General features: G+C 43.4%; 15 protein-coding genes and 1 tRNA gene. 6 read left to right on the top strand and 10 right to left on the bottom strand.

What is annotated here, in order from left to right; genetic code table 11:
* Window position 1 precedes the first annotated feature (1 nt).
* Window positions 2–472 carry a CreA family protein gene (locus L1070_RS11075; RefSeq protein WP_070983793.1) on the bottom strand — a complete coding sequence of 157 codons (471 nt, stop codon included), beginning with the start codon at window positions 470–472 and terminating at the stop codon, window positions 2–4.
* Window positions 473–537: 65 nt separating this feature from the next.
* Here L1070_RS11075 and L1070_RS11070 point away from each other — a divergent pair, with 65 nt between their 5' ends.
* The 3 genes from L1070_RS11070 to L1070_RS11060 all read left to right on the top strand — a co-directional run bounded on the left by L1070_RS11070 (window position 538) and on the right by L1070_RS11060 (window position 3,391).
* Window positions 538–867 (top strand): 5-carboxymethyl-2-hydroxymuconate Delta-isomerase, encoded by a 330-nt coding sequence (locus L1070_RS11070; RefSeq protein WP_237125593.1) that lies wholly within the window; start codon window positions 538–540, stop codon window positions 865–867.
* Window positions 868–923: 56 nt separating this feature from the next.
* Window positions 924–1,634 carry a 16S rRNA pseudouridine(516) synthase RsuA gene (gene rsuA / locus L1070_RS11065; RefSeq protein WP_237125592.1) on the top strand — a complete coding sequence of 237 codons (711 nt, stop codon included), beginning with the start codon at window positions 924–926 and terminating at the stop codon, window positions 1,632–1,634.
* Window positions 1,635–1,759: 125 nt separating this feature from the next.
* Window positions 1,760–3,391 carry a methyl-accepting chemotaxis protein gene (locus L1070_RS11060; RefSeq protein WP_237125591.1) on the top strand — a complete coding sequence of 544 codons (1,632 nt, stop codon included), beginning with the start codon at window positions 1,760–1,762 and terminating at the stop codon, window positions 3,389–3,391.
* 123 nt (window positions 3,392–3,514) lie between these two features.
* Here the strand turns inward: L1070_RS11060 and L1070_RS11055 are convergent, their stop codons facing one another.
* From L1070_RS11055 to L1070_RS11040, 4 genes are all read right to left on the bottom strand, one after another.
* Window positions 3,515–4,690: a mandelate racemase/muconate lactonizing enzyme family protein gene (locus tag L1070_RS11055; RefSeq protein ID WP_237125590.1), complete on the bottom strand. Its 1,176-nt coding sequence runs from the start codon at window positions 4,688–4,690 to the stop codon at window positions 3,515–3,517.
* Window positions 4,691–4,699: 9 nt separating this feature from the next.
* Window positions 4,700–5,467, bottom strand: coding sequence for a class II aldolase/adducin family protein (locus L1070_RS11050; RefSeq protein WP_070983788.1), 768 nt, complete (start codon window positions 5,465–5,467; stop codon window positions 4,700–4,702).
* A gap of 118 nt (window positions 5,468–5,585) precedes the next feature.
* Window positions 5,586–5,909, bottom strand: a complete 324-nt coding sequence (locus L1070_RS11045; RefSeq protein ID WP_237125589.1) for a c-type cytochrome — start codon at window positions 5,907–5,909, stop codon at window positions 5,586–5,588.
* Window positions 5,910–6,016: 107 nt separating this feature from the next.
* Window positions 6,017–6,559, bottom strand: coding sequence for a DUF2058 domain-containing protein (locus L1070_RS11040; RefSeq protein WP_070983786.1), 543 nt, complete (start codon window positions 6,557–6,559; stop codon window positions 6,017–6,019).
* 236 nt (window positions 6,560–6,795) lie between these two features.
* On the opposite strand from L1070_RS11040, the gene L1070_RS11035 reads away from it, so the two are divergent.
* Window positions 6,796–7,935 carry an MFS transporter gene (locus tag L1070_RS11035; RefSeq protein ID WP_237125588.1) on the top strand — a complete coding sequence of 380 codons (1,140 nt, stop codon included), beginning with the start codon at window positions 6,796–6,798 and terminating at the stop codon, window positions 7,933–7,935.
* On the opposite strand, the gene L1070_RS11030 is transcribed toward L1070_RS11035, so the two are convergent.
* Both L1070_RS11030 and L1070_RS11025 read right to left on the bottom strand, forming a co-directional pair.
* Window positions 7,908–8,411 (bottom strand): prolyl-tRNA synthetase associated domain-containing protein, encoded by a 504-nt coding sequence (locus L1070_RS11030; RefSeq protein WP_237125587.1) that lies wholly within the window; start codon window positions 8,409–8,411, stop codon window positions 7,908–7,910. The two genes, L1070_RS11035 and L1070_RS11030, sit on opposite strands and share 28 nt — an antisense overlap.
* On the bottom strand, window positions 8,408–8,812 hold the full coding sequence (locus tag L1070_RS11025; RefSeq protein WP_070983783.1) for a hypothetical protein: 405 nt from the start codon (window positions 8,810–8,812) through the stop codon (window positions 8,408–8,410). The genes L1070_RS11030 and L1070_RS11025 overlap by 4 nt, the downstream gene beginning before the upstream one ends.
* A 134-nt stretch (window positions 8,813–8,946) precedes the next feature.
* Between L1070_RS11025 and L1070_RS11020 the strand changes: the two genes are divergently transcribed.
* Window positions 8,947–9,022, top strand: a tRNA-Ala gene (locus tag L1070_RS11020).
* Window positions 9,023–9,171: 149 nt separating this feature from the next.
* On the opposite strand, the gene L1070_RS11015 is transcribed toward L1070_RS11020, so the two are convergent.
* Both L1070_RS11015 and proB read right to left on the bottom strand, forming a co-directional pair.
* Window positions 9,172–10,419: a glutamate-5-semialdehyde dehydrogenase gene (locus L1070_RS11015; protein WP_070983782.1), complete on the bottom strand. Its 1,248-nt coding sequence runs from the start codon at window positions 10,417–10,419 to the stop codon at window positions 9,172–9,174.
* Between the two features lie 3 nt (window positions 10,420–10,422).
* Complete coding sequence (gene proB, locus L1070_RS11010) at window positions 10,423–11,532, bottom strand: glutamate 5-kinase (RefSeq protein ID WP_237125586.1); 1,110 nt, start codon at window positions 11,530–11,532, stop codon at window positions 10,423–10,425.
* Window positions 11,533–12,215: 683 nt separating this feature from the next.
* Here proB and L1070_RS11005 point away from each other — a divergent pair.
* Window positions 12,216–14,081, top strand: coding sequence for a sodium:proton antiporter (locus L1070_RS11005; protein ID WP_237125585.1), 1,866 nt, complete (start codon window positions 12,216–12,218; stop codon window positions 14,079–14,081).
* 240 nt (window positions 14,082–14,321) lie between these two features.
* Here the strand turns inward: L1070_RS11005 and L1070_RS11000 are convergent, their stop codons facing one another.
* A complete protein-coding gene (locus L1070_RS11000; protein ID WP_070983780.1) occupies window positions 14,322–14,933 on the bottom strand; it encodes a tetratricopeptide repeat protein in 612 nt (203 codons plus the stop codon).
* Window positions 14,934–15,024 lie beyond the last annotated feature (91 nt).

Here is a 15,024-nt window from a genome sequence, read left to right as displayed (position 1 = left end):
ATTACTCTGTCTCTGTGGCCCACTGCCATGCCTGAGTGTTATATAAAGGCACGGTGGAGAGCGCATGATGGTGACTGCCGCTGGTTTCTTTCGTTGAATATGATAAATACAATAAAGTGCGGGCTTTAGCATCATAAATACGACGAACTTTTAAAGACTTAAACAAAATGCTTTTAGATGTTTTAAACACCACTTCACCATCTTTTGATAAATCGATTTGTTGCATCTGCTCGGCTGTGATCTCACCGGTCTGTCGACATGCTATCGACATATCAGAGGGGTCTGAAAAATCTAAATTCGCCTCTACATGGCTGATATGACATGTAACGCCCGTAACGATCGGATCTTGTTGTGCAGAGACGACGACATCTTTGGTGGTGAATAGCCCAAGGCTAACTTTCGCCGCATCATCGCTACATCCAAACAGTGTCATCGCGCCCGCCAACATCAACCAAATTTTTTGTTTATACATCTGGTGTTTCCCTATAAATCACCTAACATAGGCCCATTTACTCATACTTGAAGCAATAAGTCATCATGCCACACCTTATCATTGAACACTCTAATAACTTGCCTATACCTGCACAACAATTGGTCGAAGCGGTCCACCTCGCAACACAAAGTACTGCTTTATTTGACCCCACAACATTAAAAACGCGCACCCAGAGCACCGACTATTATAAACTGGCAGAAGGAAAAACCGGTTTTGTGCACATTCACGCACATCTCATAGAGGGTCGCAGCGAAGCACAAAAGCAATTATTGAGTAACGCACTGCTGGAAGTACTGCAAACTATGTTTGATAAAAACTGGCTACTGAGTGTACATCCATATGATTTACTCCCGTCTATCTACCGAAAGAACTGATTAAAACCCTACGATCACGTATACTATCAACCTATTTAATTTACAGACAAAGTATTATGAAATTTCCTTGCCGACTGGATAAATTTTTGAGCCATCTGGCCGAGTTACCACGAACTAAAGTCAAAGCAGGTATTAAAAAACGTTATGTAACGGTAAACGGTGAAGTAATCACGAAATTTGATTATTCGGTTACACAAAATGATCAAGTTACTTGGCAGGGTAAGTCATTACAATATCTTGGTAAGCGTTACTTTATGCTCAACAAGCCGGTGGGCTACGTCTGTGCAAATAGTGATGAAATGCATCCAACAGTATTTGAATTACTTGATGAGCCTAACTTAAAAGATTTTCATGTTGCTGGGCGTTTAGACATCGACACCACAGGTTTAGTGCTACTGACCAACGATGGTGACTGGTCGCATCAAATTACGTCTCCCAAAAAGCAAAAATACAAAACCTATCTTGTTGAAACGCAAGAGCCTATAACCGAAGAAGCATTGCAACAATTGAGAGAAGGCGTGCAGCTTCACAATGAAAAACAACCCACATTACCTGCGATGGCCGAACAACTTGCTAGCTACAGTTTGCGATTGTCAATCTGCGAAGGTAAATACCATCAGGTGAAGCGGATGCTTGCAGCCGTAGGCAACAAAGTCGTTGAACTACATCGTGAAAAAATAGCCGATATTGAGCTTGACGCCAACCTAGCCAGTGGCGAGTACCGTCAACTGACCGACCAAGAAGTCGACATAATCAATGCAAAATAATGATATTTCCTCATCATTATGAGGAAATATCATCTCTATTTCTATCGAAATACACTATATGTTACTTACATGATTTCATTAAACATGGTAGATAATAATATTCTATTATCTGAAAGGGGCGTATTGTGCTATCAGGTTTAACATTAAGAATTAAAATAATACTTTTCGCAGCGGCTATTTTCCTCTCACTTTTGCTAGTCGCCATCTTAGGATTACAAGCGTTACGCCATGCCAGTGAATCTGACAACATTGCGCGTATCAACCAACTGATGAAGAGCACGGTAAACATTGTTGAGCAATTTGAAGGATATGTACAATCCGGCGCCCTGAATGAAGAACAGGCTAAAAAGCTCGCCACTAAGATGCTCAGGGAAAATAAATATCATGACTCTGAGTACGTGTATGTGGTCGACGACCAGCTAGATTTTGTTGCCACCCCACACGACCCACAATTACACGGCACCAGTTTTAACGACTTCAAAGATGCTAAAGGCAATAGTATTGGTCGAATGGTAGAGCGTTTAGTTGGCAATAAAACCAATCAAATTATCACTTATGAGTGGGATTCAGTTCGTGAAGGCGAAGTCGTAGACCTAACCTCTGTGGTACAAAAAACACCTGTTTTTGGCTGGTATGTAGGTACGGGGATCAGCGCCAAAGAGACCGATGAACGTTACTGGGCTACAGCTCGCTGGCTATTAACTCTATCACTATTGATCGCGGTGGCACTGACTTTTGCCTTGGCAAAATTTGGTCTAGGTCTTTCGAATAAGCTCGGCGGTGAATTAGATGATGTACTGACCATCGTTAAACAAGTATCTCGCGGTAACCTGAGCTCACCGATCAACACCAGTGCCGCCAAAGAAGACAGTATCATTGCCGCTATGAGCTATATGCAAAAAGGCTTACAAGGCGTGGTTGGTGGAATCGCTACGGTCAGTGACGCGCTTAAAGCGCAAAGCAACGATGGCGAAAAACGTTCCAACGAATTAGAGCAACTTACGCGTAGCCTGAGCAGCGAAACACAAATGGTCGCCTCAGCCATCACCGAGCTAACAGCATCCGCGCAAACGGTTGTTGAACATGCCGAGCAAACCGCCAACTCCGTACAAGAAGCAGAACGTCAGGGCCAAAACGCCGATAAACTGACAACTGAGGCAGCAAAAACCATCGCTCTATTGGAGCAGCAAATTGACAGCGCTGGTAATAATATCCAAACCTTAGATGAAGAAGTGGCCAATATCGCCAATGTATTGAGTGTGATCCAAAGCATTGCTGAGCAAACGAACTTGCTGGCACTTAATGCTGCCATAGAAGCGGCTCGAGCTGGCGAACAAGGCCGAGGCTTTGCTGTTGTTGCAGATGAGGTTCGCCAACTTGCTCAACGTACCCAAACCAGCACTGAAGAAATCCATACCATGATTGGCAAGCTGCAATCGGCCACGCAGGAGGCTAAATCATCGGTCACAGTGTCTATTCATACTAGTGAGAAAACCGTCAGTATGTCTAAAGAAGCAGGGGAAGAGTTGCGTAAAGTTGCCAACTCTTTAGGAGAGATCTCGCAAATGAGTCACCAAATTGCCCATGCAGCAAAAGAACAACTAGAGGCTGGAGAAGACACCGCGCGCCGTGTGGTGACCATTTCAGACACGGCCTCACAAACCGCTCATGTGTCTGAAAAAGCCCATCACGCTACCGACAGTATCAAAGAGTTAACCGTGAATTTGGAGTCAGAAATCGCCAAGTTCAGCTGTTAACCTACATTGATGTAAAGCATACATTTGTATACCTTGTAACTAAAAAGGACCGTCAGGTCCTTTTTTATGTTTAACAAAAAAAGTAGCTTCGTCCGTATTACGACTCCACTACTCTTTTGTCATTTATTTGATTTCTACACGCTGTGAACGCATCACCACTTCGTCGTTGAGCTCAATGCCGATACCTGGTTCCTCAGATACCTTAAACACCCCATTCTTAGGCTGAGGATCTTGAATACACAGTTCACGGTTCCACTTTTTGATCGCATAAGTGTGATGTTCATGAATTAAAAAGTTCGGGATTGCCGTTTCAAGATGTAGTGACGCTGCGGTAGCAACCGGACCACCACAAACATGCGCCTGAATACGAACATCAAAAATATCTGCGTAATCACACACTTTTTTGGTTTCAGTAAAACCACCACATAAGCCAATATCAGGTTGAAGCACGTCAATGCTCTGGTCTTCTAAATACGGACGCACGCCCCAGCGATTATACAAACGCTCACCGCCTGCAATGGGCACCGCGACTTTGTCGGCAACCTTAGCATGCAGCGAATGGTTTAGATAATTCACCGGCTCCTCGTAATACATACAATCGAATTCTTCTGCAATTTCGCCAATTTGGATAGCTGAAGTCGCCCCCGGTAAACTATGACACTCAAATATAATGTCAACTTCATCCCCTACCGCTTCACGAATAGCTTGCATACGTGCGCGATAAAGTTTCATTTCTGCACGAGAGATGATCTTAGTGCGATCGTAGTAGGTATTACCATATTTATCATACTGAATTGGGTCTACCTTAACGGCATCATATCCCTCAGCAATAGCTTTAAGTGCAGCTTCGGCATATTCCTGCGGTTCAACCAAGGCTTTAAATTCTTTGTCCCAATCAAATTGTAACTGTGATGCATAGGTTCTAAGCTCTGGGTTCACCTTACCACCGAGTAATTGATAAACAGGCAAGTTCAGCGCCTTGCCCTTGATGTCCCAAAGTGCGGTATCAATTGCACTCATGGCAGCGTAAACCACCGGCCCACCACCGAGTCCCCAAAAGCTCTCACGCAACATACGTGACCAGAGTAACTCCGTTTGAAATGGGTCATGACCAATCAAAAATGCTTCAGCCATTTCTTTGATCATGCTGGCCGCAGCGCTGTGTCCTAAATCATATGCCAGACCGGCCTCACCCACGCCGCTGATACCTTCATCGGTGTGAATTCTTACAAATACAGGGGTCCATGCTGGTCTATCAGGACAGTGAATATCAAATACTTCGACGCGATTAACTTTCATTGCAGATTCCTATTGTGCAAAGCCTGGGTCTAAGCGGTATGCTTTTCTGAGCATGGCAGGCCATGCGAGTTGCCCGCCTGTGCTGCCGCTGTGAACAACATTAGCTTGATTATAAATATTATCTATTATGGGCTGAGGAACTGGCACAGCGCGTTGGCCAGTTGACTGGATAGCCACTTGAATCTCACACGCTCGCTGCAAGTCATAAAAACGCATAAAGGCATCGCCAACCGTTGGACCAACCGTTAATCCGCCATGATTTACCAACAACATATGGTTGGTATTGCCCAAATCATCCTGAAGTCGTTTACGCTCATCATCATTTACCGCTAATCCTTCATAGCCATGATAAGACAGCGAAGGCAGTGAGAACATTGAGTGCTGGCTTAATGGCAGCAATCCGCATTCTAGGCTGGCAACTGCCACGGTCTCTTTGGTATGTAAATGGATCACGCAGTGAGCATCTTCTCTTACTTCATGGATTGCGCTGTGAATGGTAAAACCCGCGGGGTTTATTTTAAATGGTGTGTCATCCAAAATATTACCTTGCAAATCCACCTTAACTAAGTTGGACGCGGTTACTTCATCAAAGCTCAAACCAAATGCATTTACTAAATACTGATCAGTTCCCGGTAAACGCGCCGACATATGGGTATAAATCAAATCCCCCCACCTCATGTGCTCAACCAAACGGTAACAAGCAGCTAAATCAACTCTTAACTGCCATTCTTGCTCAGATACTTTACCTTTGAGGTTGAGTTTAGGTAGTTCAAACATAGAGGGTCCTCAAATACGCCCAAATAGATGTATAGAAGTCTAAATGACTCTGGGCATTTGTTCAACATAATAAAAACCACCGACAAGCGGTGGCTTTTGCAAAACATGTGGAAGATGCTTATTTAACTTGCGATAAATACTCAGCGATAGCTTCTAATTCCGCATCTGATACATTCGCAACCATGGCTTTCATCGCCGCCGACATACCATTACTGCGAGCACCTGACTTAATGTCTTTCATCTGGGCTAGTAAGTACTCTTTACTCTGACCTGCAACTTTTGGATACATTGGCATGATTGGGGCTTTGCCCTCTGCACCATGACAAGTTTGACACATTTTAGCGGTATATAATGCTTTGCCATCCTCTGCCTGCACCACATTGGCACCTAGCGCAGCCACAGACAACCCAACCCCACATATTAATTTTTTTATCTTACTCATAACATTACTCTTTTTATTAATTAACGGATAATTCCTTTACAGTGTAGACCATTTGTCAGCGCTACACATTAGTTGCTAATTAGTAGACCTATGATGAGTAAAAACGGTTACCAAATTAAATCGTCTGGAACCTCGTAAGCTGCATACGGATCGTCCTCATCAGGTCCGTTACTATCATCTTCCACATGGAAAACAATGTACTTTTCATCCACCTCAGCAATCTTCCGCGCGGGCTCATCTTGGAGCACGTAGAACTGACCTTCAAGCACACAAATAGCCAAACGCCCCTTAGACAAGGCTTGTTTAGTCTGCTCATTCACATCCAACTCTTTAACCTTATTTTCATAGGTAAAGTTAAAGGTAACCTCGCCACGTATCGAATCCTGATTGTGGTGTTCAAGTATCTGCTTAACGCGTGCGATTTGCTCGCGCTCTTTTAGCTCAGCCTGCTTCGCCTTGTTTAGCTCTTCAGCTTTTTGTTGTTGCTCAAGTTTTGTTTGAGCAATATGCTTTTGCAGATCACTCGGATCACTGGTTGCACCTTTTTTCTTTTTCTTCTTCTGTGCTTTACGCTTTTCCGACTTAGCAACCTTTGCTTTATGCTCTGTCGTTAACCCTGCCTTTAGTAGCTGCTCTTGTAAAGAACCCATTGTGCATGCTCCATGAAATACGAATTGTCATATTTTAACGCAGTGGTTTTTTTTGACCATATACAAAACTTGTAATAACGGATTTTTTTACCTTTACAAGCTACCTTAGCAAAGCACTGGTTTTACTTATATGATTTACCGCAAAGAAATACTAACTAACTGATCCAAAACTGTTCAATTAATACAAATCCACGCATAATGGAGACGGACTGTGCAACCCACGTTTTGGAACCTTAATGCCTTTAATACAGCTGCTTATCTCCTGTGTTTTTATATTTTTTGTGCTTTATGCACCACAGCCACTGCTAGCAATTTTTGCACAATCTTTTTCCGTCTCTCCTGCCACTAGCGGCGTACTTATGTCTATCACTATGGTGCCTTTAGCTATCGCACCTATTTTTTATGGCCTATTGTTTGCCCGCAAGAACCCGCTTGATATCCTTAAAAAGGCCATGCTGATACTAGCACTTACCAGTGTTTTGTTTGCCCTTGCACCCAGTTTTGAGTTACTGCTTGCGCTTAGGTTTGTCCAAGGGCTAACACTGCCCGCAGCCCTCACGGCCATGACAGGGTTTATTGGCCAACAGTACAGCGGCATGCAGCTACAACAAAATATGACGCGCTATATTGGCAGTACAATTCTGGGAGGGTATCTAGGGCGAGTATTGGCAGCAAACTTTGCCAGTTGGTTTTCATGGCAGAGCTTCTACTATTTATTTGCGTTTTCATTATTCGTTTTAGCTTTGTGTATCAAACCTCAGCGCTGTCAACGTCCAGAGCAGGCGCCTGCGTCTCCAAAAGCTTATCTAAAACCTTTACATAACCGGTTAATCGTACGCTTATTTGGCTGCGTTTTTTGTATGTTTTTCTGCTTCGCAGCATTAATGAATTACCTGCCTTTCATTCTTCAAGACATGTTCGATATAACCGATAGTAAAACTATTGGCTGGGTATATAGCGGCTATCTGATAGGGGCGGTTATTTCAATGGCCACACCGCGCCTTAATCAGTATTTCAACAACTCTTGGCGGTGGCTGAGCACCTTATTTGCGATGTACTGTATGACACTTGTGGCCATGCAAATGCCATTTTTGAGTGTATTCTTGGTAACATTTACGCTGTTCTGCGCCTGTATGTTTATGATCCATGCCAGTGCGGCTCCGTTGGCAAATAAGATAAGCGATGCCCCGCCCACCGTAACCAATGGCGCCTACGTCTCATTTTATTATAGTGGTGGAGCATTAGGGTCTTTTTTACCGGGTCTCGTTTTACAAAACTATGGCTACCATGCCTTTTTGTTTTCGCTGCTGCTCGTTTGCGCAACGGGTTTACTACTGACCTATATGACCTATAGACAAGGCACATCAATGACATGAGGCTGATGCCCGGTATGCTGCCAAAACTGAAGAAGTTGGCGTTTAGATAGCACCCAAGTTTTGCGGTTATCAAGCGGGTGACACTGCCACAATTGAGCATCCCAAAGTCCACTGTCGACCCAGAGCTCTACTTGGTGTTCATTATCGTTGAACAATGCCAGCGCTGACACACATCCAGGACGAATTTTTAGATACTTTTCCAAACGTTGATCAGATGCAAAGCCCAGGCGAGAAAGACCTTGTTGCGTAGACAGAGCTTTTAGGTCAACCTTTAGATGAGCTTCTAGCAATAACAATATATGGCGACGTCCATAATTGTCTCTTAAAAACAGGTTTTTAATCCTTGTTCCTTGGCGCTCAAGTTGTAGCCTATCCGCATCATCACAGGTGTGCAGTGCCGCATGTTCATATTGAACAGGTTCAATATTTAGCTCTTGTAGAGCCCTTGCAAGATCACTTTCTAATAAAGCGCTCACAAGCACATGCCTCTAAGCTGAACACTGCGCTGACGCCAATAAACACGGTTTACTTTGTGCCCAGTTTGGCAATAATTGCGCTGCGCAAGCGCCGTATCTAAAAGTTGAACTGCGCGCTCTTCTAATTGTAATTTCAGTTCTGGTGAGTCCTCAACTCGTTGATGTTCGGCGTACTTTTTTAGCTCAGTACGGCTCATCGGTTTATGACTGCTCACTTTCATAATAGGCGTTGGTTCTACAGTAACAATATATACGAAAAGCAAATCTCCCGACTCGGATTGCTTGGTATGAAGTGTTTGTTCTGCTATTTGAAATTCAACTGGCTCAGGTGCAGAGGCACATCCAGCTAATACAATAAAACATAAACTGGATAATAGTAGACGTACATTCTTTTGAAACATCAAATATTCTATCTTGGTAGTCTTTTCGCTTAGTCTATCAAAGCAACTTACAAAAATGTGAAAAAAATTTCAGGATAAAGACTTGACGAGTTATGCAAAAAGTTTTAAATTTCGCAGCGTTCGAAACGGAATGTGGGGCTATAGCTCAGCTGGGAGAGCGCCTGCCTTGCACGCAGGAGGTCAGCAGTTCGATCCTGCTTAGCTCCACCACTTTCCGCCTTCCTTGTCTAAACTCCATTGCAATGATTACATAGGTCTGATTGTTCAGTTTTATCACTTTTAATCTTTGTTAAGTCTCGCGTTTTTGCATAAAAAAACGGGCCAATTAGCCCGCTTTAAGATTTTGCTTTATATATCTATTATTCTCTTACCTGACCTTCGCCAGTTACTAGAAACTTTTCTGTCGTTAAAGACTCAAGTCCCATTGGACCGTAAGCGTGCAATTTAGTTGTCGCAATACCAATTTCAGCACCGAGACCCAGCTGTGAACCATCCGAGAAACGTGACGAAGCATTCACCATCACCACAGATGCATCGACGCTACGCTGGAATAGTTCTGCCTTATTACTATCTTGCGTACAGATCACCTCAGTATGATGACTACCAAAACGATCGATATGTTCGATAGCACCCGCAAAATCTTCAACAATTCGTACTGCAACTTCTAAGCTTAGGTATTCTTCACCAAATTGGTCGTCAGCGATGATATTTGCATTATCAAAGTACTTGGCTGATTGGCTATCCGCGTTAATAACAACTTGTTTATGAGCAAACGCCTTTTGTAAACGTGGTAAAAATTGCGAAGCAACTGCTTTGTGAACCACAATGCCCTCTAATGCATTACACACGCCTGTACGCTGTGTTTTACCATTCAATGCAAGCTTAAGTGCGATATCAAGATCAGCGTCTTCATCAACATACAAATGACACACCCCTTTGAAGTGTTGGATCACAGGAATCGTACTGTTCTGTGTAACAAAGTTGATAAGCCCTTCACCACCGCGAGGAATGATCAAATCGATATATTCTTTTTGCTGCATCAATTCCATCAACAGTGCTCTGTCTGGATCTGGTACAACGGTGATAAGTGCTTTTGGTAAGCCATGCTGTTCTAAAACATTGTGCATTACCTTAGCAATTGCTTGAGAGCTTTGTAGCGCTTCTTTACCGCCGCGAAGGATCACACCATTACCAGATTTAAAGCATAAAGCGCCTGCATCTGCTGTTACATTTGGACGCGCCTCGTAGATCATACACACAACCCCAAGAGGTACGCGCATTTTGCTAATTTTTATTCCGTTTGGTCTGACGCCCATATCGCGAGTTAAACCAACTGGATCGTCTAGTTCTACGATGGTTTTAATGCCCTCCGCCATATCAGCGATACGCTCCGGCGTTAATGTTAACCGGTCTACCATTGCGGGAGGTAAATGGTTGTCACGTGCTAGGGACAAGTCGTGCTCATTCGCCGCTAAAATATCACTGCTTTGAGCTACGAGTGCCGCTGCCATGTCTGTCAGTACCGCATTCTTTTGCTTTGTGCTCAGAAGTGCCAGTTGTTTTGCTGCACTTGCTGCTTGTTGTGATAATTCTGTAATTAAACTCATGAGTTACGATTTCTCCAAAATTGCAATATCTTGTTCCGAAACAACGGGGCCTATATTTTGTTGTAACTGCCCATTATCCGAAGTTTGTTCCTGTTCTGCTAAAAAGTTTAGCAAACAGCTACTGTAGTTAGTTGTAGCCTTAGCGAGTCGTTCACCTTTTTCAGTGCGCACAAGTACCGTGTCTCCCACCGAAAACTCACCATTAATCTGCGAAATATTACTTGCAGCTAATGGTTCAGCGTGATCCTTCAACTCTTCGGCATAATCATGTTCAACAACAATTTCACCTTGTTCAGATGCGGTATGTGTCATCCAGTGCTGCTGAGCGTGCATCGGTTCATCGTACGGCAAGAATACTGTGCCAGGGTTTTCCCCTCTGAGTAAGCGCTCAAATGTTAGCTCCTTAAAGCCATTCACGATATATGTACTAATACCATGAGATGTTGCTTTTTCTGCAGCTTCTATTTTTGTTTTCATACCACCTGTACCCACTTGGCTTGTGGCACACCCTGCCATCGCATATATATCTTCTGATATTTCAGGCACTTGTTGAATCAACTTTGCGTCTTCATGCAAATTTGGATTTTTGTCATAAAGACCGTCCACGTCCGAACACATCAATAACACATCAGCATCAGCCGCCGCCGCAACCATAGCTGACAAGTTATCGTTGTCACCCACCTTTAGGTCGTCGGTCGTCACCGCATCATTTTCATTGATAATAGGTAATATGCCATGATCAAGTAAAGCGAATATAGTTTCACGAATGCTGTTATAGCGCTCTAAATCTCGTAAATCACCATGCGTTAAAAGAATTTGTGCCGATGGGAAGTCAAAAAATCGATCCCAAGTGGCCATCATTTCAGTCTGCCCAGCAGCTGCCATCGCTTTTTTGAGCACTACGGATGAGTTTTTAGCACCTTGTGGAAACAGGTGTGACCCCGCAGCGACGGAACCCGATGAAACCAGCACGACTTCTTTGCCCATAGAGCGGCAACGAACAATAAATTGTGCAATGGTCAACAAGTAACGCGCACGACAACCGTCCTGGTCTGGTGCAATCAGTGCGCTACCTATTTTGATCACGATACGCCGAGAGTTTGAAATGTTCATATTGTTTCCTGTCGTTGCCTTACTAAATTAAAATTCACGCAGCGCCAACTTATTTTGGACGTGCGCGAGTAAAAACAACCAGAGTTGAACAATTCAAATATACAATACAGCTTACGCGTTAACACACATGTGCCCAACACTGGCTGTCGCTTTACTAAAAAATGGATTGTGACACTGTAATACTTCTACAATGTCGAGCCGTTTTCAGCAGGTACATCATGGTTTGATGAGGCTGAAAAGACCTATACCGCAATGAATGATTGCGCAATGAATAGTTTAATTGTTGAACAGTACCAAATCTTGCACATATAAAAATGAGCTTATAATCAGTACCAAAAGCTAGCTTGCTATAATTGCTACAGCAAAGCCAAAAAGAATTTCGATATACATCTACCGAACGCTTTATAGCTTACGCATTCGTCAGACATTTTTCAACTCCATAACAAAATAATCTCATATACCGACCATAAATACGATAAATAGCACTTTATGGGTACAAACTTGCTTGATAGATTGCCATCAAAGAGAACAATGTAATGATCCATTTTTGTTGATAAAGACTATGTTTAACTAAGAATGTTCGGCTTAGCAACGAATTCAACTTCGTCGCCGTAATATAACTGTGGTATAACCCGCTTAGTGTATTTTTAACTATGTTAACCAAAGAGTTAACTGGAGACATTATGTCAGCTATTTATATCGCTGGAATTGCCATATTTTCTGTGCTTGCCCAATGGCTTGCTTGGGTACTCAAAGTGCCCGCGATCTTGTTTTTATTATTAATCGGCTTGCTGCTCGGCCCTTTTACAGGCCAACTAAGCCCAGATGATTTGCTGGGTGAATTATTGTTTCCAGTCGTGTCACTGTCAGTCGCTATTATTTTATTTGAAGGTGCACTCACTTTACATTTTCGAGAGCTCAAAGGTATTGGCAAGATTGTCCGTAATCTCTGCTCCATAGGAATGTTTGCAACCTTTGTCATCATTGCACTATGTGGTTATTTTATTCTGGATTTAGATTGGCGGGTCGCTGCTGTACTAGGTGCAGTTCTGGTCGTAACAGGTCCGACAGTGATTGCCCCCATGCTCAATGCCATGAGGCCAAATCAAGATATAGACCGTGTACTTCGCTGGGAAGGCATCGTTATTGACCCGATTGGCGCGCTATTCGCGGTACTTGTATTTGAAGCTGTTAGTTTTGTAGGCCAAGGGGAGGTTCTCAGTCACACGCTAATCGCTCTGTTTTCAACACTAGGCGTGGGTATCAGCGTAGGCGTTGTCGCGGGCTGGATCACCAGCACATTAATACGTCGAGAGTGGCTCCCTTATGAATTACATAAGTTTGGCATACTGGCACTGGTGCTATTTAGTTTTACATTTTCAAACCATCTTGCCCATGAGTCAGGGCTTTTAGCCGTAACCATATTTGGTATTTGGCTGGCGAATCAAGATGACTTAGAAATTGACTCTGTGCTGGAGTTTAAAGAAGATTTGTCGATGATTTTGATCTCAAGTCTATTTATTTTACTCGCAGCTCGATTGCAGCTGAGTGATTTAATGTTGCTCGGTGTCGAAACCTTTATTTTCTTAGCGGTGGTCTTATTTGTCGCACGTCCTATTTGTATTGCAATCTCAACTTATAACACAGATTTGCCGTTTAAATCCCGCGTATTACTCTCATGGATCGCGCCACGAGGGATTGTCGCCGCGGCAGTAGGCTCAGTATTCGCGCTAAGCATGATAGACTCGCAAATCCCCGATGCGAACAAACTAGTACCACTAATCTTCACCGTTATCATTGTCACCGTCGTACTACAAAGCCTGACAGCGACGCCGCTGGCTAAACTGCTAGGTGTGCGTCAACCAAGTCCCAATACCTTGCTGATTATTGGTGCGAACCACGTTGCTCGCGCTATAGCCAAGGGCTTGAAAGAACAAAACATTGATGTGTACTTATCGGACCCAGCGTGGGAAAACTGTAAAATGGCAAGAATGGATGGTCTGCCCTGCTATTACGGTAACCCTCAGTCAGAACATGCCGAGCGCTATTTACCGCTAACAGCGCTTAAGTCCGTTTTAGCTCTATCACCTAACAGGCACCACAACGCATTAGGTGTACAATATTTCTCCCACTTGTTGAATGAGCAAAGTGTATACTCTTTACGCTCATCAACCAATCATGCCAAAGCAAACAAAGACAGCGCCACCTTTTTATCCAGACAGATCTTGTTTGGTGAACAAGGCTATTACGCCAGACTGAGTAGCCTGATAGCAAAGGGCGGCAAAGTAAGTGCAACACGCTTATCAGAAGAGTTTAGCTGGCAGCAGTATCTTGAGGTCAATAAAGAAGCCATCCCACTATTTATTATTTCGGACACTAATAGTGGTGAAGAGCAGCAAATCAGGCCATTTGTTATTGATATGAAAAAGCCACCAGAGCAAGGTGAACGTATCGTAGCTTTACAGCCACCTAAAATGTCAGTGCTCAAAGAGCCCACGCTAAACAAAGAGCAAAGCGGTACTTTAGGAGAGAAGCTCGGGAGTCAATAAAAGTCGGTCATCATCAATGTAACTCAACATTGGTGATGACTTTTTACATAACCTCAGCTGCGGATAAAAGTTTTACTAGAATTAAGAAATTAACCCTTTGCGATTGTAGCATCCGATGATGAAATTTTGCGCAAAATTAAAGCGTTTTTACACAGTAATAGCCAGCTATTACCAGTAGAAATAACGAAGATAATGTACAAGATAGTTTTATTAGGCTAATTCACTTATGTGTAGCTGAAATTACATCGGCAATCTGGCTCGGCGCACAACGCTTTCAGGCATTTTCTCAGCCAAGCGCGCAAGTGCGTTTTGTATTTGCTGATGCAGTTTTTTATCTGCCACTGCAGAGTGAAACAACCAGCGGTAAGCATCTTCGTAATCTCTTGGGCTACCATGTCCGCTGTTAAACAGATTAACCAAGCGCAACTGTGCCGCAAGGTTCCCCTGTGATGCGGCCTCTCTAAGATATATCACCGCCAACGCTTTATCAGCCTGTACCAACTGACCAACATCGTAGTAACGCCCTAATTGCTCTAATGCTGATGATAGACCCTGCTCAGCGGCCTTACGCATAAAATACAAACCCAGCTCAACATTTCTATCGACACACACCGCATAAGCTAACATATCGCCATACAGAAATTGATACGAGGGCAGCTCCATTGTTTCTGCTCGAGCCTCAATGTCCTGAACAAGCTGGCAATCATCATCCTTAACTCTCTTTAAGTGCTGATTTTTCTTAATTAGCTCGATTAACTCTGCTTCAGTATACAAAGGTACTGCGGTGAGTGGCTCCTGTGCCACCGCCGTCACACTCATTAATAAAGCAATGCAACACAACTTCTTGATCATAACTTACCTGATTTTTTTGACACGCTTTAAAATTATACAAAGTCCGTACCAGTTATTCATTTATTGGCACATTTGCCATTGCATGATAGCG

The organism is Pseudoalteromonas sp. MMG022 (assembly GCF_021654245.1).
In the GTDB taxonomy this organism is placed as follows: domain Bacteria; phylum Pseudomonadota; class Gammaproteobacteria; order Enterobacterales; family Alteromonadaceae; genus Pseudoalteromonas; species Pseudoalteromonas amylolytica.
The sequence above is the reverse complement of the archived record's forward strand: the minus strand, read 5'-3'. Positions and strand labels throughout refer to the sequence as shown.

Excerpts from the sequence above, each read along its gene's own strand:
- L1070_RS11075 (WP_070983793.1), bottom strand. The coding sequence starts at position 472 with ATGTATAAACAAAAAATTTGGTTGATGTTGGCGGGCGCGATGACACTG.
- L1070_RS11070 (WP_237125593.1), top strand. The coding sequence starts at position 538 with ATGCCACACCTTATCATTGAACACTCTAATAACTTGCCTATACCTGCA.
- rsuA (WP_237125592.1), top strand. The coding sequence starts at position 924 with ATGAAATTTCCTTGCCGACTGGATAAATTTTTGAGCCATCTGGCCGAG.
- L1070_RS11055 (WP_237125590.1), bottom strand. The coding sequence starts at position 4,690 with ATGAAAGTTAATCGCGTCGAAGTATTTGATATTCACTGTCCTGATAGA.
- L1070_RS11050 (WP_070983788.1), bottom strand. The coding sequence starts at position 5,467 with ATGTTTGAACTACCTAAACTCAACCTCAAAGGTAAAGTATCTGAGCAA.
- L1070_RS11045 (WP_237125589.1), bottom strand. The coding sequence starts at position 5,909 with ATGAGTAAGATAAAAAAATTAATATGTGGGGTTGGGTTGTCTGTGGCT.
- L1070_RS11040 (WP_070983786.1), bottom strand. The coding sequence starts at position 6,559 with ATGGGTTCTTTACAAGAGCAGCTACTAAAGGCAGGGTTAACGACAGAG.
- L1070_RS11035 (WP_237125588.1), top strand. The coding sequence starts at position 6,796 with ATGCCTTTAATACAGCTGCTTATCTCCTGTGTTTTTATATTTTTTGTG.
- L1070_RS11025 (WP_070983783.1), bottom strand. The coding sequence starts at position 8,812 with ATGTTTCAAAAGAATGTACGTCTACTATTATCCAGTTTATGTTTTATT.
- L1070_RS11015 (WP_070983782.1), bottom strand. The coding sequence starts at position 10,419 with ATGAGTTTAATTACAGAATTATCACAACAAGCAGCAAGTGCAGCAAAA.
- proB (WP_237125586.1), bottom strand. The coding sequence starts at position 11,532 with ATGAACATTTCAAACTCTCGGCGTATCGTGATCAAAATAGGTAGCGCA.
- L1070_RS11005 (WP_237125585.1), top strand. The coding sequence starts at position 12,216 with ATGTCAGCTATTTATATCGCTGGAATTGCCATATTTTCTGTGCTTGCC.
- L1070_RS11000 (WP_070983780.1), bottom strand. The coding sequence starts at position 14,933 with ATGATCAAGAAGTTGTGTTGCATTGCTTTATTAATGAGTGTGACGGCG.